16 protein-coding genes are annotated in these 20,442 nt (G+C 66.2%); 11 read left to right on the top strand and 5 right to left on the bottom strand.

The window, feature by feature from the left end:
• Positions 1 to 18: 18 nt before the first annotated feature.
• A complete protein-coding gene (locus tag IB259_RS14450) occupies positions 19 to 1,344 on the bottom strand; it encodes an aspartate aminotransferase family protein (RefSeq protein WP_054451982.1) in 1,326 nt (441 codons plus the stop codon).
• Positions 1,345 to 1,505: 161 nt separating this feature from the next.
• Between IB259_RS14450 and IB259_RS14445 the strand changes: the two genes are divergently transcribed.
• Positions 1,506 to 2,927: a PLP-dependent aminotransferase family protein gene (locus tag IB259_RS14445; RefSeq protein ID WP_054451981.1), complete on the top strand. Its 1,422-nt coding sequence runs from the start codon at positions 1,506 to 1,508 to the stop codon at positions 2,925 to 2,927.
• Position 2,928: 1 nt separating this feature from the next.
• On the opposite strand, the gene IB259_RS14440 is transcribed toward IB259_RS14445, so the two are convergent.
• The 4 genes from IB259_RS14440 to IB259_RS14425 all read right to left on the bottom strand — a co-directional run bounded on the left by IB259_RS14440 (position 2,929) and on the right by IB259_RS14425 (position 7,447).
• On the bottom strand, positions 2,929 to 3,414 hold the full coding sequence (locus IB259_RS14440) for a dihydrofolate reductase (RefSeq protein WP_175161333.1): 486 nt from the start codon (positions 3,412 to 3,414) through the stop codon (positions 2,929 to 2,931).
• Between the two features lie 84 nt (positions 3,415 to 3,498).
• Positions 3,499 to 5,562, bottom strand: coding sequence for a bifunctional diguanylate cyclase/phosphodiesterase (locus tag IB259_RS14435; RefSeq protein ID WP_054451979.1), 2,064 nt, complete (start codon positions 5,560 to 5,562; stop codon positions 3,499 to 3,501).
• A 359-nt stretch (positions 5,563 to 5,921) separates the two neighbouring features.
• Positions 5,922 to 6,893 (bottom strand): thymidylate synthase, encoded by a 972-nt coding sequence (locus IB259_RS14430; protein ID WP_054451978.1) that lies wholly within the window; start codon positions 6,891 to 6,893, stop codon positions 5,922 to 5,924.
• A gap of 110 nt (positions 6,894 to 7,003) precedes the next feature.
• A complete protein-coding gene (locus IB259_RS14425) occupies positions 7,004 to 7,447 on the bottom strand; it encodes an OsmC family protein (RefSeq protein WP_119450316.1) in 444 nt (147 codons plus the stop codon).
• A 124-nt stretch (positions 7,448 to 7,571) separates the two neighbouring features.
• Between IB259_RS14425 and coq7 the strand changes: the two genes are divergently transcribed.
• The 10 genes from coq7 to IB259_RS14375 all read left to right on the top strand — a co-directional run bounded on the left by coq7 (position 7,572) and on the right by IB259_RS14375 (position 20,424).
• Positions 7,572 to 8,249 (top strand): 2-polyprenyl-3-methyl-6-methoxy-1,4-benzoquinone monooxygenase, encoded by a 678-nt coding sequence (gene coq7 / locus IB259_RS14420; RefSeq protein WP_013396216.1) that lies wholly within the window; start codon positions 7,572 to 7,574, stop codon positions 8,247 to 8,249.
• 779 nt (positions 8,250 to 9,028) lie between these two features.
• A complete protein-coding gene (locus IB259_RS14415; protein ID WP_013396215.1) occupies positions 9,029 to 10,135 on the top strand; it encodes a glycosyltransferase in 1,107 nt (368 codons plus the stop codon).
• A 102-nt stretch (positions 10,136 to 10,237) separates the two neighbouring features.
• On the top strand, positions 10,238 to 11,515 hold the full coding sequence (gene tviB, locus IB259_RS14410; RefSeq protein ID WP_054451976.1) for a Vi polysaccharide biosynthesis UDP-N-acetylglucosamine C-6 dehydrogenase TviB: 1,278 nt from the start codon (positions 10,238 to 10,240) through the stop codon (positions 11,513 to 11,515).
• A 9-nt stretch (positions 11,516 to 11,524) separates the two neighbouring features.
• The gene (locus IB259_RS14405; protein WP_054451975.1) at positions 11,525 to 12,550 is read left to right on the top strand and encodes an SDR family oxidoreductase; all 1,026 of its coding nucleotides are present in this window, start codon (positions 11,525 to 11,527) and stop codon (positions 12,548 to 12,550) included.
• Between the two features lies 1 nt (position 12,551).
• Positions 12,552 to 13,901: a murein biosynthesis integral membrane protein MurJ gene (murJ, locus tag IB259_RS14400; protein ID WP_192329362.1), complete on the top strand. Its 1,350-nt coding sequence runs from the start codon at positions 12,552 to 12,554 to the stop codon at positions 13,899 to 13,901.
• Positions 13,902 to 15,044, top strand: coding sequence for a glycosyltransferase family 4 protein (locus tag IB259_RS14395; protein WP_192329360.1), 1,143 nt, complete (start codon positions 13,902 to 13,904; stop codon positions 15,042 to 15,044).
• A 45-nt stretch (positions 15,045 to 15,089) separates the two neighbouring features.
• Complete coding sequence (asnB, locus tag IB259_RS14390) at positions 15,090 to 17,021, top strand: asparagine synthase (glutamine-hydrolyzing) (protein WP_192329358.1); 1,932 nt, start codon at positions 15,090 to 15,092, stop codon at positions 17,019 to 17,021.
• Between the two features lie 3 nt (positions 17,022 to 17,024).
• Complete coding sequence (locus IB259_RS14385; RefSeq protein ID WP_192329356.1) at positions 17,025 to 18,140, top strand: glycosyltransferase family 4 protein; 1,116 nt, start codon at positions 17,025 to 17,027, stop codon at positions 18,138 to 18,140.
• Positions 18,137 to 19,294 carry a glycosyltransferase gene (locus IB259_RS14380; RefSeq protein WP_175161342.1) on the top strand — a complete coding sequence of 386 codons (1,158 nt, stop codon included), beginning with the start codon at positions 18,137 to 18,139 and terminating at the stop codon, positions 19,292 to 19,294. Before IB259_RS14385 ends, IB259_RS14380 begins: the two co-directional genes overlap by 4 nt.
• A complete protein-coding gene (locus IB259_RS14375) occupies positions 19,291 to 20,424 on the top strand; it encodes a glycosyltransferase family 4 protein (protein WP_192329354.1) in 1,134 nt (377 codons plus the stop codon). Before IB259_RS14380 ends, IB259_RS14375 begins: the two co-directional genes overlap by 4 nt.
• Positions 20,425 to 20,442 lie beyond the last annotated feature (18 nt).

Genomic DNA, 20,442 nt, shown 5'->3' with positions numbered 1-20,442 from the left:
TCGCGGGGCGGCGGACGATCAGGCGACTTCTTTCAGGATGCGGCCGATCTGTTCGAAGATCTGGCCGATCTGCGCCTCTTCGATGATGAGCGGGGGCGAGATCGCGATGATGTCGCCGGTGTACCGCACCATCAGGCCGCTGTCGAAGCACTTCTGGAAGACTTCGGCGGCGCGCGCGCCGGGAGCGCCCGCGCGCGGCGCGAGCTCAATGCCGCAGACCAGACCCAGGTTGCGCACGTCGATGACGTGCGGCGCGCCCTTCAGGCTGTGGGCGGCTTCCTGGAAGGCGCCGGACAGCTTGCGGGCGCGGCCGAACAGGTCTTCGCGGCGGTAGATGTCCAGCGTGGCCAGGATGGCGGCGGCGGCCAGCGGGTGCGCCGAATAGGTGTAGCCGTGGAAGAACTCGATGCCGCCGGCCGGGCCGTTGACGATGGCGTCATGCACTTCGCGCTTGACCGCGACCGCGCCAGCCGGCACGGCGGCGTTGCTCACGCCCTTGGCCATGGCGATGATGTCCGGCGTGACGCCGAAGAACTCGGAGGCCGTGGCGGCGCCCAGGCGGCCGTACGCGGTGATGACTTCGTCGAATATCAGCAGGATGCCGTGCTTGGAGGTGATCTCGCGCAACTTTTCCAGATAGCCCTTGGGCGGGATCAGCACGCCGGTCGAACCCGCCATGGGTTCGACGATGACCGCGGCGATGGTGGACGGGTCGTGCAGGGCGACGATGCGCTCCAGTTCGTCGGCAAGGTGCGCGCCCCAGGCCGGCTGGCCCTTGGAATAGGCGTTCTGCTCGATGTTGTGGGTGTGCGGCAGATGATCCACGGCGGGCAGCAGCGCGCCGGAGAAGGTCTTGCGGTTGGTCGAGATGCCGCCGACCGAGATGCCGCCGAAGCCTACGCCGTGGTAGCCGCGCTCGCGGCCGATCAGGCGGGTGCGCTGGCCTTCGCCGCGGGCGCGGTGATAGGCCAGGGCGATCTTCAGGCAGGTGTCGACGGATTCGGAGCCCGAGTTCGTGAAGAAAACCCGGTCCAGGCCCTGCGGCATCATGCTGGCGACGGCGGTCGCGGCCTCGAAGGCCAGCGGGTGGCCCAGCTGGAAGCCCGGCGCGTAGTCCATCACGCCTGCCTGCTTGGAGATCGCGGCGACGATTTCCTCGCGGCCGTGGCCGGCGTTGACGCACCATAGGCCGGCCGTGCCGTCCAGGATCTGGCGGCCGTCGGTCGAGGTGTAATACATGCCCTTGGCGGTCGCCAGCATGCGCGGGTGTGCCTTGAACTGCTTGTTGGCAGTGAAGGGCATCCAGAGGTGGGACAGGTCGGGCAGTTTGTCGGGGGCGTTCATGGCGGCTCCAGGGGACGGACAAGCGCTGGACTTGGGCGACGGTTGTGCAGCCAGCGGGATTGAAACGATTCTGGTGCGTCCGGATAGGAATGAAAATATACGATCCGCGCAAATGCGGCTAACTGTATAGTTATGAACGACACAACTGTACAGTTATCTCCGTGATCGATTTCCAGCCCAACCGCGCTCGCGGCCAGGCGCCGACCCTGGTCGAGCAGCTGGTCGCCGCCATCCTGCGCGCCATCGAAGAACAGACACTGCGTCCGGGTATGTCCCTACCCTCGGTGCGGGAGTTTGCTCGCCTGTATGACGTCAGCACCTTCACGGTGGCCAGCGCCTACAGCCGGCTGGTATCGCTGGGCTGGCTGGCGGCGCGGCCGGGCGCGGGCTATCGGGTCGCGACGCCGGACGCGCCGGCGCGCCCCGCCCAGCCGCCATCCTGGGAGCCGCCGCGCCTGAACGCCGGCTGGCTGCTGTCGGATATCTTCGCGGACCATTCCATCCCCATCAAATCGGGCTGCGGCTGGCTGCCGGGCGAATGGTTGAACGAAGAGGGGCTGCACATGGCCCTGCGCCATATGGGGCGGGTGCCGGCCATGCGTATCGCGAACTACGGCCATCCCTACGGCTACGCGCCGCTGCGCGAGACCATCGCGGCCAGCCTGAGCGCGCAGGGCATGGAGGTCGAGGCCTCGCAGGTCGTGCTGACCCAGGGCGTGACGCACGGGCTGGACATGGTGATACGCACCCTGCTGCGGCCGGGCGACACGGTGGTGGTGGAACAGCCCGCCTACGCCAACCTGCTGCAGATGCTGCGTCTGGCTGGCTTGCGGGCGGTGTCCGTGCCCCGCACGCCGGACGGGCTGGACTGCGAGGCGCTGGAAGCGGTGGTGGCTCGCCACCGGCCGAGAGCGCTGGTCGTCAACACCGCCTTGCAGAACCCGTCGGGCGCCAGCATCAGCATGGCCAATGCCTTCCGCATCCTGCAGGCGGCCGAGCGGCATGGCCTGTGGGTGGTGGAAGACGATATCTCGCGCGAACTTGCGCCCGGCGTAACGCCCATGCTGGCCGCCCTGGATGGGGCGCGGCGCGTGGTTTACCTGGGCGGCTACTCCAAGGTTATCAGTCCATCGGTGCGGGTGGGCTACGTGGTGGCGCATCGCGATCTGGCGCGCGACATCGCGCGCACCAAGATGGCGGTGGGCCTGACCTCGCCGGAGATCATGGAGCGCATCGTCCACCAGGTCATCCGCGAAGGCCGCTACCGTGCCCACATCGCCCGCACCCGCGAACGGCTGGCAGAGGCCCATGCCGGCGTGGGCGAGCTGATGGCGCAGCATGGCTTCGAGATATATGGGAGGCCGCAAGGCGGCCTCTTCCTGTGGGCCAAGGTGGCCGGGCAGTGGCGCGAACGCGGCGCCAACGGACTCGCGGAACTGGCGCTGAAGGACGGGATCTGGCTGGCGCCCGGTTCCTATTTCGAGGCGGACGAGGCCGATACGCCCTGGGTGCGTTTCAACGTCGCTTACTCGGAGGCGCCAGCGCTCTGGCGCTTCATGCGAAATGCCGGGGCGGCGGCCTGAGTCACTGGCGCTCGTAAGTCACGAAATCGTATTCGTAGCCGTTTTCGGCCGGCTGCGCTTCGCGCGCCGTTTCCTTCCATTGGAAGGCGGGCAGCAGGGGGAAGAAGGCGTCGCCTTCAACCTCGGCGCGGACTTCAGTGGCCAGCACGCGCTGGGCCAGCGGCAGGGCTTGCGCGTAGATCTGCGCGCCGCCGATCACATAGGCCGCATCGATGTCGCCGCAGGCCTGGATCGCTGCTTCGAGCGACGGCACCACGATGGCGCCCGCAGCGCTGAAATCGGGGTTGCGGCTGATCACGATGTTGCTGCGGCCGGGCAACGGCCGACCCAGCGAGTCCCAGGTCTTGCGGCCCATGATGATGGGGTAGCCCAGGGTGCTGCGCTTGAAATGCGCCAGATCGCCCGGCAGTTTCCAGGGCAGGGCATTGTCGCGTCCGATGGCGCGATTGGTGGAGTAGGCGACGATGAGGGTAAGGCTGGCGGGCATGCGGGGTCGGGACGGTAGGGGTTCGGCCGGTTGGCTACGGCAAGCGTAGCAAATTTGCGCGGCGGCTTGCGCCGCGCGGGCCGCTCAGTCGACCGCGTGTTCCAGGAATTCGGTGGCGGGCATGGGTTTGCCCAGCAGGAAGCCCTGCAGCGAATCGCAGCCCAGGCCCGTCAGGAACTTCTGTTGCGCCGGCGTTTCCACGCCCTCGGCGACGATGCGCAGGTTGAGTTGCTGCGCCAGCGCGACGATGGCCGAGACGATGGCGGCGTCCTCGTTGTCGTTCTCCAACTGGTTGACGAAGCCGCGGTCGATCTTCAGCTCGGTGGCCGGGAGCCGCTTCAGATAGAGCAGGCTGGAATAGCCGGTGCCGAAGTCGTCGATCGAAATCGTCACGCCCAGGTTCGACAGGCGCTTGAGCACCGCCAGGCTGGCCTCGGCGTCGCGCATGGCGGTGGACTCGGTCACTTCCAGGGTCAGGCAGGCCGGCGGCACGCCATGGCGGTCCAGGGCCGAGCGTACCGTTTCCACCAGGCTGGCGTGGGCGAACTGCAGGGCCGAGATATTGACGGCGACGGTCCAGTGGCCCTGGCCGGCGTTGATCCATTCCCGCATCTGGCGGCAGGCCTCGTTGATCACCCATTCGCCGATGGACAGGATCAGGCCGGTCTTTTCCGCCGTGGGGATGAACTGGTCCGGGCCCACCAGGCCGCGGGTCGGGTGGTTCCAGCGCAGCAGCGCCTCGGCGCCGATGATGGGGCCGGCGGGCGCTTCGTACTTGGGTTGGTAGTGCAGGACGAGCTGGTTGCGCTCCTGCGCCAGGCGCAGGTCGTGCAGCAGTTCGATCTGCTCGTGCGCGTCCGCATTCATGGACGGTTCGAAGAAGCTGTAGCCAGTGCCGCCCAGGCGCTTGGCGTGGTACATCGCCGCATCGGCGTTGGTCAGCAGGGCGTGGGTGTCCTGGCCGTCGTTGGGATAGATGGCGATGCCCACGCTCGAGGTCACCATCACCTCATGCCCGTAGACAGTGACGGGTCGTGCGATGGCGTCGATGAGGCGGTCAGCGACGTTGGCTGCGTCGGTGGGTTCGATCACTTCGCTCAGCACGATGAACTCGTCGCCGCCCAGGCGCGCCACGGTGTCCTGCGTGCGCAGGGCCTGGCGGATGCGCTGCGCCAGGTCGATCAGCAAAGCGTCGCCGGTGTGGTGTCCGTAGGCGTCATTGACCGCCTTGAAGCCGTCCAGGTCGAAGAACAGGACCGCGAAGTAGCCCTTGCGGCGGCTGGCGCTTTCGATCGCCTGCTCCAGCCGGTCTTCCAGCAGGATGCGGTTGGGCAGCTTGGTCAGCGTGTCGTGCAACGCCAGTTGCACCAGTTCTTCGTTGGCCTCGGCCAACGAAGAAGCCAGGGCCGAGGTGCGCGCCTCCAGCCGGTTGTCCAGCACCGCGACCAGCAGGGCGATGGCCAGCACGCTCAGGGTCACCGCGGTCACGGCGATGGCCAGCCAGCCGGCCGAAATGCCGCTATTGGCCGCCATGCAGATACTACCCGCGGGGAATCCGGCGGCGGCCATGCCGGTGTAGTGCATGCCGACGATGGCGATGCCCATGATCACTGCCGCCAGCGGCCGCGACCAGACCACGCGGGGGCCGCCGTGGCGCAGCCGGTAGGTGATCCACAGCGCCGCGCCGGAGGCGGCCACGGCAATCACGATGGACAGCGCGAACCATTTGGCGTCGTAGACGATGCCGGGTTCCATGAGCATGGCGGCCATGCCGAGGTAGTGCATCGCCGCGATGCCGGCTCCCATGAGCAGGGCGCCGATCATCAGCCGTCGCCGCGGCAGCTCATCCTTGCTTACAGTCCATAGCGCGAAGGCGGAGCAGCCGATGGCAATGACCAGCGACAGGACGGTCAGGGGCAGGTCGTAACCCATGGCAATGGGCAGGCTGAAGGCCAGCATGCCCACGAAGTGCATGGACCAGATGCCCACGCCCATCGCGAACGCGCCGCCCGCCAACCAGTAGCGCGCGCTGGGCAACCCGTGCGAGGCCCTGACGCGGTTGGCCATGCCCAACGCCGTGTACGACGCCAGGATGGCGACTCCTAGAGATACGAGGACGAGCGAAGGGTTATAAGTTCCGACGAGCATTTGTAGGGTCCTGTCCTTGGCGCATGCTGCCGCCGCGCGGGCTTCATATCAATTCAATTGGTAGTCTATGGTTGCAAGTCGGTCGCAAGACAGAATTCGGCGGTCGACGCTGGTGATACACGTGCTCTCTTTTTGGGAAGGGGAGTGCGGCTGAGCAACGCCTGCGGACGGCGCTGCCGGGCGGACTGCCCGGGTCGCGGCGAGCGACAGGCACGGCGCGGCAGGTGCCGGTCGGAAGCAATGGCGCGCGGGCATTTCTGGACGCGCGTCCATGGCTAAGGGATGGGTTATACCGAAAACACGCTTCCAGATGCTCACCAATCTTCACCTGCGGCCATGAGCACGCAGGCTGCCACGGTCTATACGGCCATGGCGGCGGTGAGGGGGGCGTGGTGGGTGTAGCCCGACAATGAAAAGTCGCTGGGTTCCACCTTCTCCAGCCATTCGGGCTCATAGCGTCCGGTGACCGCGAAATCGGGAATGCGGTCCGACAGCACCAGCGTGGGCGCTTCGTAGGGCTCGCGCGTGAGTTGCTCACGCAGCATCGGCAGGTGGTTTTCGTAAATGTGCGCGTCGCCGATGAAATAGGTGAACCAGCGCGGCGTGTAGCCAGTCAGTCGGCCGACCAGATGCAGCAGGGCCGCACCTTCGGTGAGATTGAATGGCGTGCCCAAACCGACGTCGTTGGAACGGATGTACAGGCACAGCGATATCTCGCGGGTCGTCGCGTTCGGCAGGAATTGGTAGAGCAGGTGACACGGGGGCAGCGCCATTTCCTCGATCTGCGCCCAGTTCCAGCCGTGGAACAGGATGCGGCGGTCGCCGGGCCGCTCATGGATGGTGTCCAGGCATTGCCGCAGCTGGTCCACCGCCTTGTAGAGCAGCACCTTGGGCACGCCGCCTTCCTCCAGATCGGAGACCTTGGCGTAGCCGCGCGACAGGGCGTCGGCGATCTGCGCCGAGCGGCTGGCGTCCAGCATCTTGTAGGCCGGCCACTGGCGCCATTGCACGCCGTAGACCGGGCCCAGGTCGTCGGGTCCTTCACGGTACGGGTTGGCCAGCCACTGGCTGTTCTCGTTGGCATTCTGGTCCCAGACCTTGCAGCCAAGCTCGCGGAATTCTGCTGCGCTGCGCGAGGCGCGCAGAAAACCCACCATTTCGCCGATGGCGGACTTGAAGGCCAGCTTCTTCGTGGTCACTGCGGGGAACCCTTTTTGCAGGTCGAAGCGCAGCGATGCGCCCGGCATGCTCAGGGTGCGTATGCCCGTGCGGTTCTCCTGCCACGCGCCGGTGTCCAGGATGGATTGAACGAGGTCCAGGTATTGTTTCATGGCGGTCCTTGCGCACGCTCGCCCGGCGGGTGACGCAGACAGCCGCCGCGAACGGATCGCGGCGGCTCTTATAAGTTAGGAATAGATGAATTACACCACGCGGGCGCGGTTCAGGCGGCGGCCGGCGTTTCCTGCGTGTCGACGATCTCGACCGAGAAGGTCAGCGCCGCAGTCTTCTCCAGCATGGCCGAGGCCGAGCAGTATTTTTCGTGCGACAGCTGCACCGCGCGCTCGACCGCGGCGCGCGGCAGGTTGTGGCCGGTAACGGTGAAGGCGAAATGGATGCGGGTGAAGACCTTGGGGTCGGTATCGGCGCGGTCGGCCTGGAGCTTGACGCTGCAGCCGCTGACGGCATGGCGCCCGCGCTTGAGGATCAGCACCACGTCATAGGCGGTGCAGCCGCCGGTGCCGGCCAGCAGCATTTCCATGGGACGGGGGGCCAGATTGTGCCCGCCGCCGTCCACGGCGCCGTCCATCACGGCCACGTGGCCGCTGCCGGTGCTGGCGGTGAAGAGCATGCCGTTCGGGCCGCCCCAGTCGATCGTGCATTCCATATTGTCGTGTCCTTGAGCTTGAGCGCTGTCAATGGCTGATGATACCTGTTGCGTACAATTCCGGGCATGAGAGCCCCGCCCCGCATCAGGGGTGTGTGCGCCAGCCTTGCCGAGGAGTTGCCCTATGTCCACCGCTCTGTCACGCCCCAGCCCCGTTTCCTTCCTGCGCCGCATCAGCCCCGTGGATGCCCTGCTGGCCGAGGCCGACCGCGCGTTGCGGGTGCTGTCCGGCAGCGCCACTGCTGGCCGTCCGTATCCGGCCACCGCCGATGAGGCGCCGCAAGCCCTGTCGGCCCAGGAAAAGCGCCACGCGGCCGGCTTGATGCGGGTGAATCATGTCGGCGAGGTCTGCGCCCAGGCGCTGTACCGGGGCCAGGCTTCGGTATGCCGCGAACCCGCGCCGCGGGCATTGCTGCTGAACGCGGCTTCCGAGGAAGTGGATCATCTGGCCTGGTGCAATCAAAGGCTGACGGAACTGGGCAGCCGCCCCAGCCTGCTGAATCCGGTTTGGTACGCGGGTTCGTTTGCGCTCGGCGTGCTGGCCAGCTACGCCGGCGTGCCGCGCAATCTGGGTTTCATGGCGGAAACCGAAAAACAGGTCGAAGCGCATCTGGAAGAACATCTGCGCACCTTGCCGGTGCAAGACGAGCGGTCGCGCCAGATCGTGCAGAAGATGAAAGAGGACGAGGCGCAGCATCGCGCCAGCGCGGAAGCGGCGGGCGGCGTGCCCTTGCCGGCGCCAGTGAAGGCCGCGATGCGGGCGATGTCCAAGGTCATGACGACTACCGCTTACTGGGTCTGAAGCAGTTGGAAAGCGAAATGTTGCAATGCGCAAAAATAGCTGCAACTTGGTGCCAGGCGCACCGTTCTGGTGCGAAATCCAGAGCGGGATAACCCGATGATGGCTAGGGTAAGCCCCGGGTGGGTTTACCCATTCGGCAAAAACCCTGTTTTTGGAACAGGCATTGATTGGCGCGGGTTTCCAGAGGGATGCCTGGGGTGTTGCGGCAAATTTGCAACGCAAAAAATCTCTTGTGCGGCAGACTAAAAAAATTCTTGCATCGCACAAAAAACCTCGGTACTATTCATTCATCGGATGTTGAAACGCAGTCGGCGCGGTGCAAAACCCCGAAAGCGTAGCGAGCAGAAGGCCAGCTCCCAACATGCCACGGTTGTCTCCTCCACCCTCCTCCTTTGGTGGATTTAGCCCGAGATCTCACGATCTCGGGCTTTTTTTTCGATGTTTTAAATGTGTCCCCATTTAACTGGAACAGAGCATCGACCGTAGCCCTTCATGGCACTTATGCCAGGGGGCGGTCTGCGCGTTTTCCCTTGGATATTTCGCGTGCGCCAGGGCGGAAAGTTCTACAATCGTTCCATGAAATCCCTATTTCCGCGCCTGCGCGGTTTCGCCTTGGCGATCGAGCCAAATGGCAGTTCCAAGCTGGTGCTGCCGGCATGGCGCAATGCGTTACGTTCTGTGCCGGTGAATTGCACTTCCTTATTCCTCCCATATATGGGCGTTACACCTGCCTCCGATAATGGCGGGCCTGTCTCGATAGACCAACCAGAGGTGACTCGGTGACCTGGCTGTACATTTGCGTGGTCGCATTCATGGTGGGGGGACTCATCGTGGCGTCGGAGCGCTGGCATGGCGCCTTCACCGGCGACAGCGACCTCAACAAGCCCCAAGCCAACCATTCCCGCGCCACGCCCCGCGTCGGCGGGCTGGCAGTGCTCGCGGGCACGCTGGCGGGCCTGCTGGTTCTTGGACCCAGCAACATGACGCTGACCTGGCTGTGGCCCGCGCTATTCGTCGCGGCGCTGCCCGTGTTCGTGGCCGGCCTGCTGGAAGACATCACCAAGGACATCGGCGCCAGCAAGCGCCTGCTGGCGGCCTTCCTGTCGGCCGCGATCGCCTGGTGGCTGCTGGGCGGCGTCAGCCGCGTGGGCATGGCGCCGGTGGATTACGTGCTTTCCTTCTGGCCGGTGTCGCTGCTGTTCACCATGTTCGCGGTGGGCGGCTGTACGCACGCGCTTAATATCGTTGACGGCATGAACGGCCTGGCCGGCATGGTGGCCACGCTGATGGCCGTCTCGATCAGCCTGGTGGCGCTGCAAGTGGGCGACGTGCCGATTTTCCTGGTGGCGGCGGCGCTGGCCTCGGCCACGCTGGGCTTCCTGGTCTGGAACTTCCCGTTTGGGCGCGTGTTCCTGGGCGATGGCGGCGCGTACTTCCTGGGCTTCATGCTGGCCGAGTTGGCCGTGCTGCTGGTAGTGCGCAATCCTTCGGTGTCGCCGTTCTACGCGCTGGCGGTGTTGTTCTATCCCGTCTTCGAAACCGGTTTTTCGATCTGGCGCCGCCGCTTCAAGCGCGGCGTGCCGGTGGACCAGCCGGATGCGCTGCACCTGCACCAGCTGGTGTTCCGCCGTCTGGTGCGTGTCACGTTCAGCCGCGGCCGGCGGCATGCGGTGCCGGCGCTGTGCAATGCGCTGGCCTCGCCTTATATGTGGGTGCTGGCCCTGATCGGCCTGGTGCCCGCGACCATCTGGTGGGACAACGCCTGGGCGCTGTGCGCCAGCCTGGTGGTGTTCGCCGCCGTCTATATCTGGCTGTATTCGCGGCTTGTGTCCTGGCGTCGTCCAGGCTGGCTGCTGCTGCCATCCGTTTTGCGGACTTCCGATTAGTTTTGGGCGCCCCGGCGGCTGCCGCCGGGGGCTCGGTAATCTTTTTCTAATTACCCGACCATATTTGAAATGCCGTAATCGTTCTACGGTGAAGGGAGAGTTATGTTGCGAATTCAGGATGTGAAACTCGCTGTTGTCGGCCTGGGCTATGTCGGCCTGCCGCTGGCTGTGGAGTTCGGCAAGAAGCGTTCGGTCATCGGGTTCGATATCAATACGCGCCGCATCGACGCGCTCAAGGCGGGCCACGACCATACGCTGGAAGTCAGCGATGAAGAGCTGAAGGAAGCAACCCAGTTGAGCTACACGGCGGACCGCGCCGTGCTTGGCCAGGCCAACGTGTTCATCGTGACCGTGCCGACCCCCATCGACGAGTACAAGCAGCCGGACCTGACCCCGCTGGTCAAGGCCAGCGAGACCATCGGCGCCGTGCTCAAGCGTGGCGACATCGTCATCTACGAATCCACCGTCTACCCTGGCGCCACCGAAGAAGACTGCGTGCCGGTGCTGGAGCGCGTGTCGGGCCTGAAGTTCAACGTGGACTTCTTTGCCGGCTACAGCCCCGAGCGCATCAATCCGGGCGACAAGGACCACCGTGTCAGCACGATCAAGAAGGTGACCTCCGGTTCGACGCCCGAAGTGGCCGAACTGGTCGACCAGCTTTACAAGCAGATCATCACCGCTGGCACCCACAAGGCCTCCAGCATCCGCGTGGCCGAGGCCGCCAAGGTCATCGAAAACACGCAGCGCGACGTGAACATCGCGTTGATCAACGAGCTGGCCCTGATCTTCAACAAGATGGGCATCGACACCGAAGCCGTGCTGCAGGCGGCCGGCACCAAGTGGAACTTCCTGCCGTTCCGTCCGGGCCTGGTCGGCGGCCACTGCATCGGCGTTGATCCCTATTACCTGACTCACAAGGCGCAATCCATCGGCTATCACCCCGAGATCATCCTGGCGGGCCGCCGCCTGAACGACTCGATGGGCAGCTACGTGGTGTCGCAACTGGTCAAGGCCATGACCAAGCGCCGCATCCACGTGCAGGGCGCCCGTGTGCTGGTCATGGGCCTGGCCTTCAAGGAAAACTGCCCCGACCTGCGCAACACCCGCATCGTGGACATCGTGAAGGAACTGGGCGACTACAACGTCGATGTCGACGTGTACGACCCGTGGGTCGATTCTGAAGAAGCCATGCACGAATACGGCCTGACCCCGGTGGCCAAGCCCGAGGAAGGCAAGTATGACGCCGTGATCCTGGGCGTGGCGCACAATCAGTTCAAGGCGTTGGGTGCGGAAGGCATCCGCAAGCTCGGCAAGCCGCAGCACATCCTGTATGACCTGAAGTACGTGCTTTCGCCTTCCGAATCCGATCTGCGCCTGTAAGGACTGCCCATGACCACCCGCTTTGAGACCATCAAGAAGGAACTGTCGGCCGCGCCGCGCAAGTGGCTGGTGACCGGCTGCGCCGGCTTCATCGGTTCGAACCTGCTGGAAACCCTGCTGAAGCTGGGCCAGACCGTGACCGGCCTGGACAACTTCGCCACCGGCCATCAGCACAATCTGGATGAAGTGCGCGACTCGGTCACGCCCGAGCAGTGGGCGCGCTTTACCTTCATCGAAGGCGACATCCGTGACCTGGAAGCCTGCCGCCGCGCGGCTCAGGGCGTGGATTTCGTGTTGCACCAGGCCGCGCTGGGCTCGGTACCCCGCTCGCTGAAGGATCCGATCACCACCAACGAGGTGAACATCGGCGGCTTCCTGAACATGCTGGTGGCGGCGCGCGACGCCGAAGTCAAATCCTTCGTCTACGCGGCCTCCAGCTCGACCTACGGCGACCACCCGGCGTTGCCCAAGGTCGAGGAAAACATCGGCAACCCCCTGTCGCCGTATGCGGTCACCAAGTACGTCAATGAGCTTTACGCGGACGTCTTCGCGCGTTCCTACGGCTTCGAGTCGGTCGGCCTGCGCTACTTCAACGTGTTCGGCAAGCGGCAGGATCCCAACGGCGCCTATGCGGCCGTGATCCCCAAGTGGACGGCCGCGATGATCCAGAACGAGGACGTCACCATCAACGGCGACGGCGAGACCAGCCGCGATTTCTGCTTCGTGGAAAATGCCGTGCAGGCCAACATCCTCGCGGCCATGGCCGCGCCGGAAGGCCGCAACCAGGTCTACAACGTGGCGGTCAGCGGCCGCAGCACCTTGAACCAGCTGTTCGGCTTCCTGGTGCAAGCCCTGGGCAACCAAAACGTGGTTTATGGCAAGAAGCCGGTCTACGCCGACTTCCGCGCGGGCGACGTGCGTCATTCGCAGGCGGATGTCAGCAAGGCTGGCCGGTTGCTGGGCTACGAGCCTACGCACACTGTGCTGCAAGGCCTGGAAGTGGCCATGCCCTGGTACACGCAATTCCTGCGTTGATTTGAAAGCACTCGTCAGAAAACTCGGCAGCATCCACCCGGACCACCAGCGCATCTTCAAGGGCGCCTTCCGGGTGGCGGTGTTCCTGCTGCTGGGCAAGGCCGCCGGCGCCATCAAGGAGATGGCGGTGGCGTACCGCTACGGCGTCAGCGACGCCGTGGACGCCTACCAGTTCACGATGACCATGGCCACCTGGCTGCCGGTCACCATCGTGGGCGTGCTGTCGGTGGTCCTGATCCCGGTGCTGGTGCGGCTGCGCCGCGCCGATGTCGCCGAAAGAAATCTGTTCATCCGCGAGCTGCAGGGCTGGGTGGCCGCCGCGGGCATTGCGCTGGCGCTGCTGACCTGGTTCGCCTGGCCGCAGGTCGTCGGCGTGCTGGGCCAGGGTTTGTCGGCCCGCGTGGGCGACATGACGGGCCAGCTGCTTGTCGCCTTCGCGCCGGTGTCGGCGCTGCTGCTGGTTGCCGGCATCAGCGCCGCGCGGCTGCGGGCGCAGGAAAGACACGTCAATACCCTGCTGGACAGCGTGCCGGCCGTGGCGACGCTGGCCTGGGTGATGCTGGCCGCCAGCGCCGACGGCGTCGGGCCGCTGCTGTGGGGCACGCTGGTGGGTTACGCGATCCAGACCGTCTGGCTCGCGTGGCTGGCTGCGCGCGCCGATGGCGGCTTCTGGGGCGCGCCCCGGCTGACGCTGCAATCGCCGCACTGGCCCGAACTGCTGGGCGCCGCGGGCGTGATGCTGATCGGCCAGGTGGCCATGAGTTTCGTCGGTCCGCTGGACCAGTACGCCGCCGCCAATCTGGGCGCGAACGCCAACGCCACGCTGGGCTATGCCAGCCGGCTGCTGTCGCTGGTGCTGGGGATTGGCGCCGTGTCGGTGGGGCGCGCGGCCTTGCCGGTGCTGGCCGATGTGCAGGCGCGCGGCGACACCGCTCGTGCGCGAGGCATGGCGCTTAAATGGTCGGTGCTGATGGTGGCCGCAGGCGCCGTCGCCGTCGCCGTGGGTTGGATACTGGCGCCGTGGGGCGTTTCCGTGCTTTTCCAGCGTGGCGCCTTCACCGCCGAGAATACCCAGGCCGTGGCGCATGTGTTTCGCTGGGGGCTGCTGCAACTGCCGTTCTACTTCGGCGTGCTGATCCTGGTGCAATTGCTGGCCAGCCAGAACCGCTACCGCGTGATGGCGGCCATTGCCGTCGCCAATTTCGCCCTGAAGGCGGTGTTGAATACCGTGCTGGCGCCCAGGATGGGAGCTGCCGGCATCATGCTGGCGACCAGCCTGATGTATCTGTTGTCCTTCGCGTGCTACCTGCTGGTGGCAATGCGCAAGCCTGAACCCAAAGAGGCCGATTGAATGCCCGTGACCGATACCGGCCCGGCGCCGCGCGTCCTGCTGTTCATCCACTCCCTGCATGGCGGCGGCGCGGAGCGCGTGGCCGCGGACCTGAGCGCGCACTGGGCGGGCATGGGCCGCGAGGTCATGGTCGTGACGCAGGCCAGCGCAGAGGGCGACGTCTACACGCTGCACCCCAAGGTGCGCCGCGAGGTCCTGCATACGGCGGGCGAAGGCGGTGGCCTGCGCGGCATCTGGAGCAATGTGCAACGGGTGCGCGCCTTGCGCCGCGTGGTCAAGTCGTTCCGCCCGGACATCGTGCTGGGCATGATGACGACGGCGTCGGTACTGTCGGTACTGGCCTGCGCGGGCCTGTCCTGCCGGGTGATCGCCACCGAGCATACCCATCCGCCTTCGCAGACCCTGTCGGGCTTCTGGCAGCGCCTGCGCCGCCTCACATATCCGCGCGCAGCCAGCGTGGTGGCGCTGACCCGCGGCACCGCCGACTGGCTGGCGCAGCACGTGCCGGGCAGCAAGCTGGCCGTCATTCCCAACCCTGTACACTTTCCCCTGCCTCGCGCTGAACCGGTCTTGACGCCGGTGTCGGGCGACGGCCGCAAGCGCCTGCTGGCGGTGGGGCGCCTGCACGCCGACAAGGGTTTCGACCTGCTGATCCAGGCCTACGCGAAATTGGCGGCGTCGCATCCTGGCTGGGATCTGGTTATCCTGGGCGAGGGCGACGAGCGCCGCGCCTTGGAGGCGCAGGCCCGAGAGGCCGGCCTGGCGTCGCGGATTTTCATGCCGGGGCGCGCAGGCAACGTCGGCGACTGGTATGACAGCGCCGATCTGTACGTACTGACGTCGCGCTTCGAAGGGCTGTCCAATACCCTGCTCGAATCCATGGCAAGCGGGCTGGCCGCCGTGTCGTTCGATTGCGACACGGGGCCGCGCGAGATCATCCGCGAGGGCGTGGACGGCGTGCTGGTGCGCCCCAATGGCGACGTGCCCGCGCTATGCAAGGCGCTGGACGCCGTCATGCGCAATGACGCGGACCGTGTACGCATGGCGCAGGCCGCGACCGACGTGCGCGACCGTTTTTCGGCCGCGTGCGTGCTGCAGAAATGGCAAGATCTTTTTGACGGTGTGCGCGGAACCGGCCGTTGAGGCCGCGCGTCGCGCCGTTGCTACAGTGACAACGAGAACTTCATCATGTGCGGAATAGTCGGGATTTGGGGCCCTGTCGGGAACAAGGAGCGGGTGTTGGCGGAAAGCTGCCGCCGCATCCGCCACCGCGGGCCGGACAGCAATGGTTTCTGGGAGGATCCCGAGGCCGAGCTGGCGCTGGCGCATGTGCGCCTGGCGATCCTCGACCTGACCGAGGCCGGCCACCAACCCATGACGTCGGCCTGCGGCCGCTATGTCATGGTGTTCAACGGCGAAATCTACAACCACCTCGACATCCGCAAGCAGCTCGAACAATCTGCGCTGGCGCCGTCGTGGCGCGGCCATTCCGATACGGAAACGCTGCTGGCGGGCTTTACCGCCCTGGGCATCGAGGCCACCTTGCAGGCCGCGGTGGGCATGTTCGCCATCGCGTTGTGGGACCGCGCCTCGCGCAAGCTGATGCTGGCGCGCGACCGCATGGGTGAAAAGCCGCTGTACTACGGCTATTCAGGCGCCGAGCTGGTGTTCGCGTCCGAACTCAAGGGCCTGATGCCGATTCCGGGCTTCGGCCGCGAGCTCAACCGCAACGCGCTGGCGTCGTTCATGCGGCACAACTACATTCCGGCGCCGCAGTCGATTTACCAGGGCATCGCCAAGCTGCCGCCGGGCACCTGGGTCGAATTCACGGCCGACGATACCCGCAGCCGCCGCATGCCCGAGCCGCGCGTGTACTGGTCGGCCCGCGAGGCCGCCGACACCTCGGCGCAATCGCTGCTGTCGTTCGAGTCCGATGCGCAGGCGACCGATGCGCTGGAAGGCGTGCTGTCCAAGGCGGTCGGCGGCCAGATGCTGTCGGACGTGAGCCTGGGCGCCTTCCTGTCCGGCGGCATCGACTCGTCCACCATCGTGGCCTTGATGCAGGCGCAGAGCTCGCAGCCCGTGCGCACTTTCGCCATCGGCTTCCACGAGAAAGGCTACGACGAGGCGCAGCATGCCAAGGCGGTGGCCACGCATCTCGGCACCGACCACACCGAACTGTACGTGACGGCAGAGGACGCGCTGGCCGTGGTGCCCACGCTGGCCGACATGTACGACGAGCCGTTCGCGGATTCGTCGCAGATCCCGACCTCGCTGGTCACCCGCATGGCGCGCCAGCACGTCACCGTGGCGCTGTCCGGCGATGGCGGCGATGAACTCTTCGGCGGCTATTCGCGCTATTTCCGTGTGAACAACTGGTGGCAGCAATGCGAACGCGTCCCGGCGCTGCTGCGCAAGCCCGCCGGCGCGTTGTTGAGTGCGTCCACCCATCTGCCCGGGCGCGGCGCCTGGCGCGGCAAGGTCGGCAAGCTGGGCGAGCTGCTGCGCACCGATACGCGCGGCGAGTTCTACCGCCATTTCGTGTCGTACTGGGCCGATCCTTCCAGCGTGGTGAAGGGCGGGGTGGAGCCGGTGTCCGAATTCGCCCGGGCGATGCAGGGTTCCACTTTCGAAGCCATGATGAAGCTGGACACGGTGACCTACCTGCCGGACGATATCCTGGTCAAGGTGGACCGCGCCGCCATGGCCGTCAGCCTGGAAACGCGCGTGCCGCTGATCGATCACCGGGTGTATGAGTTCGCCTGGAGCCTGCCGCACCAATACAAGGTGCGCGGCAACACGGGCAAGTGGCTGCTGCGCCAGGTGCTGCACCGTCATGTGCCGCAAGCTCTGGTGGACCGTCCCAAGCGCGGCTTCGCCGTGCCGCTGGCCGCGTGGTTGCGCGGCCCGCTGCGTGAATGGGCCGATGCGCTGCTGGACCCGGCGCGCCTGCGCCAGGAGGGCTGGTTCGAGCCCGAGCCCATCCTGCGCAAATGGCGCGAGCACAGTTCGGGCCATCGCAATTGGGACAGCCATCTGTGGGGCGTGTTGATGATGCAGGCCTGGCTTGACCGCTACCGCGGCGGCAAGGAACAGGGAGGATCGGTTGGGAGTCTTTGACGCATGAAAATCTTGATGCTGGTCAGTTCCATGCACGCGGGCGGCGCCGAACGGGTCGCCGCCACGCTGGTCAACGCATGGGCCGAACGCGGGGATTCCGTCATTCTGACGCCCACCTACTCGTCCAAGGGCAGCTGCTTCTATCCGCTGTCGGACAAGGTCGAACTGGCCTGGCTGGCGGATCTGGCAGGCACGCGTGCGTCGGGAGCCATGGCCGCATTCAAGCGTCTGCTCGCGCTGCGCAAACACATCCGCGATTCAAAGCCGGACGTGGTGGTGTCCTTCCTGACCAACGTCAATGTGGCCGCCATACTGGCTTCCCTGGGATTGAAGGCGCCGCTCATCGTTTGCGAGCGCACCAATCCGGTGGCCGAAACCACGACGGGAACGGTGTGGCGCAAGCTGCGCCGCATCCTGTATCCCCGCGCCGACATGGTGACGGTGCAGGCGGAGGATACCGCCGGCCCGTTCGCGCGGCAGGTGCCGGGCATCAAGCGTCTGGCCGTGATTCCCAATCCTCTGCCCGCACCCTTGCTGGATGCGCCGCTGGTGCCGCAACGAGAAGACGGTGGTCCACGCGAACTGTTGGCAATGGGACGCCTGGTCACTGATAAGCAATTCGACCTGTTGATCGACGTGTTCGCACAATTGGCGCCGGACTTTCCGGATTGGAATCTGCGCATCTGGGGCGAAGGCCCTGAACGCGGCGCGCTGGAAGAGCAGGTCGCACGCCTGGGCCTGCAGTCGCGCATCAGCCTGCCCGGCCGCACCGAGGCGCCTTGGGAGGAACTTGCGCGCGGTCAGGCATTCGTGCTGAGCTCGCTGGTGGAAGGCTTCCCCAATGTGCTGCTGGAAGCCATGTCGTTGGGCCTGCCCTGCGTGGCGTTCGATTGTCCCAGCGGACCGCGCGAGATGACGCGCAACGGCGAGGACGCCCTGTTGGTGCCCGCCGGCAATCGCGATGCCCTGCGCGAAGCCTTGCGCCGCTTGTTGGGCGATGCCTCCCTGCGTCAGCAACTGGGCATGCGCGGCGCTGCCGCGGTGCGCCAGCGTTATGCGCTGGCCAGCGTCCTGGCGGAATGGGATGAATTATTCGATGCCGTGCGGGAGGGACGATGAACGCCCGGCGGCTGCGTGTCCTGCACATCATCACCGGCCTGGGGCAGGGCGGGGCCGAATCCGTGCTGTTCCGCCTGGCGACCTATCCCGGGGCTGACGTGGAGCATGTCGTCGTGTCGCTGACGGACGAAGGCATCTATGGCGAGCGTCTGCGCGCGGCAGGCGTCGCCGTGCATACGCTGGCCATGAAGCGCGGACGAGTCAGCCTGGGCGGCTTCCTGGCGCTGCGCTCGCTGATCGCGACGACGCGTCCCGATGCGGTGCAGACCTGGATGTACCACGCCGATTTGATCGGCGGCCTGGCGGCGCGCCTGGCGGGCGTGCGCGCCATCGCCTGGGGCATCCGCAATTCGGGCGAACACCTGGAGCGCAGCAGCCGCTCGGCTCGCCTGGTGCTGCGGGCCTGCGCGCTGCTGTCGGGCCGCATACCGAAGGCCATCGTGTGCGCCGCCCAGAAGTCGGCGCAGCGCCATGCCGACAAAGGCTATGACCGCGAACGCATGGTGGTCATCGCCAATGGCTATGACTTATCGCGCTATGCGCCGAATGATGAAGCCCGGCAGCGGGTGCGCGCGCAATGGGGTTTGCCGCAGGACCTGCCGGCCATTGGTTGCGTGGCCCGCTGGGATCCGCTCAAGGACCACGCCAACCTGCTGCGCGCCGTCGCCGCGCTGGTGCGCGACGGACGCGATGCGGGACTGCGCTGCGTGCTGATCGGCCGCGGCATGGATCCCGCAAACACCGAGCTGGCGTCCTTGATCGACAGGTTGGGCCTGCGGGACCGGCTGGTGCTGGCGGGACCCAGCGATGATGTGCCCGCCGCAATGAACGGGCTGGACCTGCATGTCCTGTCCAGCTGCGCGGAAGGCTTTCCCAACGTGGTGGCCGAAGCCATGGCCTGCGGCGTCTACTGCGTCGTGACGGACGTGGGCGACGCGGCCTTTATCGTGGGCGACGCGGGCGTGGTTGTGCCGCCGGAGCAGCCCGAGGCGCTGGCCCGCGGCATTGAGACGGCCCTGTGCGAAGTGGCCTCGCGCGGCCGCATGCGCGCGGGCGAAGCGGGCCGCGCCCGCGTGCTGGAAAATTTCGACCTGGCTCGCATGGTGCAAAGCTATATCGCGGTGTGGCGCCGCATCTCGGGAGTCAAAGCATGAGCGCAGGGCGCCGCCTGCTGTTTGTCGTCAACAATCCGGCCTTCTTCATGTCGCACCGCGTGCCCGTGGCGCTGGCCGCGCAACAGGCGGGCTACGAGGTGCATGTCGCCACCATGGACGGTCCGGCCGTGGCCGACATCCAGGCGTTGGGCATGACGCATCACGCCATACCGATGACGCGCAGCGGCAAGCATCCCTTGCAGGAGTTGGGTACGCTGCTGGCCCTGATACGGCTGTTCCGGCATCTGCGGCCGCAGATCGTGCATCTGGTCACGATCAAGCCCGTGCTCTATGGCGGCATCGCTGCCCGTCTGACGCGCGTGCCGGGCATGGTCGCGGCGATTTCCGGCCTGGGCTTCGTGTTCCTTTCCAATTCGCTGAAGATGAAGCTGGTGCGCGCCGTGGTGGCGCGCCTGTATCGGCTGGCGCTGGGCCATCCCAATAGCCGCGTGATCTTCCAGAACGCCAGCGACCGCGATTTGCTCAAGTCGCTGGGAGCGGTGCGCGACGCCCAGGTCGTCATGATCCGGGGCGCGGGCGTGGACCTGAATGAGTATCGGGCCCAACCCGAACCGCCGGCGCCGCCGGTCGTGGTCACCATGGTGGCCCGATTGCTGCGCGACAAGGGCGTGCAGGAATTCGTGCAGGCGGCAAGGCTGCTGCGCGAGCGCGGCTTGCCTGTCACGATGCAACTGGTCGGCGGCGTGGACGCAGGCAATCCGGCCTCGGCGACGCAGGACGACGTGGACGCCTGGCAGCAGGAAGGCTGCGTGCGCGCATTAGGCGAACGTTCCGACGTGGCCGCGTTGTACGCAGCCTCGCATATCGCCGTGCTGCCTTCCTATCGCGAAGGCCTGCCCAAGTCGCTGATCGAGGCCGCGGCCTGCGCGCGCGCGGTCGTGACCACCGACGTGCCGGGTTGCCGCGATGCGATCGAACCGGGCGAAACCGGACTGCTGGTGCCGGTGCGCGATGCGCAGGCGCTGGTGGACGCCATTGCCCGTCTGGCCGAGGATCCGGCCTTGCGGCAGTCCATGGGCGCCGCCGGCAGGGCGCTGGCCGAGCGCGAGTTCAACATCGATCGCGTGGCGCGCATCCACGTGGAAATCTACGACGCGCTCAGCGCCTGAAATGGAAGCGCCGGCGCC

It is taken from the genome of Achromobacter sp. ACM04, assembly GCF_014851465.1.
Lineage (GTDB): Bacteria > Pseudomonadota > Gammaproteobacteria > Burkholderiales > Burkholderiaceae_B > Achromobacter > Achromobacter aegrifaciens.
Note: the sequence above shows the minus strand (reverse complement) of the source record. Positions and strands in the feature narration are given on the sequence as shown.

Bases quoted from the DNA above. Each gene is read 5' to 3' on its own strand.
- IB259_RS14450 (WP_054451982.1), bottom strand. From the start codon at position 1,344: ATGAACGCCCCCGACAAACTGCCCGACCTGTCCCACCTCTGGATGCCC.
- IB259_RS14440 (WP_175161333.1), bottom strand. From the start codon at position 3,414: ATGCCCGCCAGCCTTACCCTCATCGTCGCCTACTCCACCAATCGCGCC.
- IB259_RS14435 (WP_054451979.1), bottom strand. From the start codon at position 5,562: ATGCTCGTCGGAACTTATAACCCTTCGCTCGTCCTCGTATCTCTAGGA.
- IB259_RS14430 (WP_054451978.1), bottom strand. From the start codon at position 6,893: ATGAAACAATACCTGGACCTCGTTCAATCCATCCTGGACACCGGCGCG.
- IB259_RS14425 (WP_119450316.1), bottom strand. From the start codon at position 7,447: ATGGAATGCACGATCGACTGGGGCGGCCCGAACGGCATGCTCTTCACC.
- coq7 (WP_013396216.1), top strand. From the start codon at position 7,572: ATGTCCACCGCTCTGTCACGCCCCAGCCCCGTTTCCTTCCTGCGCCGC.
- tviB (WP_054451976.1), top strand. From the start codon at position 10,238: ATGTTGCGAATTCAGGATGTGAAACTCGCTGTTGTCGGCCTGGGCTAT.
- IB259_RS14405 (WP_054451975.1), top strand. From the start codon at position 11,525: ATGACCACCCGCTTTGAGACCATCAAGAAGGAACTGTCGGCCGCGCCG.
- IB259_RS14395 (WP_192329360.1), top strand. From the start codon at position 13,902: ATGCCCGTGACCGATACCGGCCCGGCGCCGCGCGTCCTGCTGTTCATC.
- asnB (WP_192329358.1), top strand. From the start codon at position 15,090: ATGTGCGGAATAGTCGGGATTTGGGGCCCTGTCGGGAACAAGGAGCGG.
- IB259_RS14385 (WP_192329356.1), top strand. From the start codon at position 17,025: ATGAAAATCTTGATGCTGGTCAGTTCCATGCACGCGGGCGGCGCCGAA.
- IB259_RS14380 (WP_175161342.1), top strand. From the start codon at position 18,137: ATGAACGCCCGGCGGCTGCGTGTCCTGCACATCATCACCGGCCTGGGG.
- IB259_RS14375 (WP_192329354.1), top strand. From the start codon at position 19,291: ATGAGCGCAGGGCGCCGCCTGCTGTTTGTCGTCAACAATCCGGCCTTC.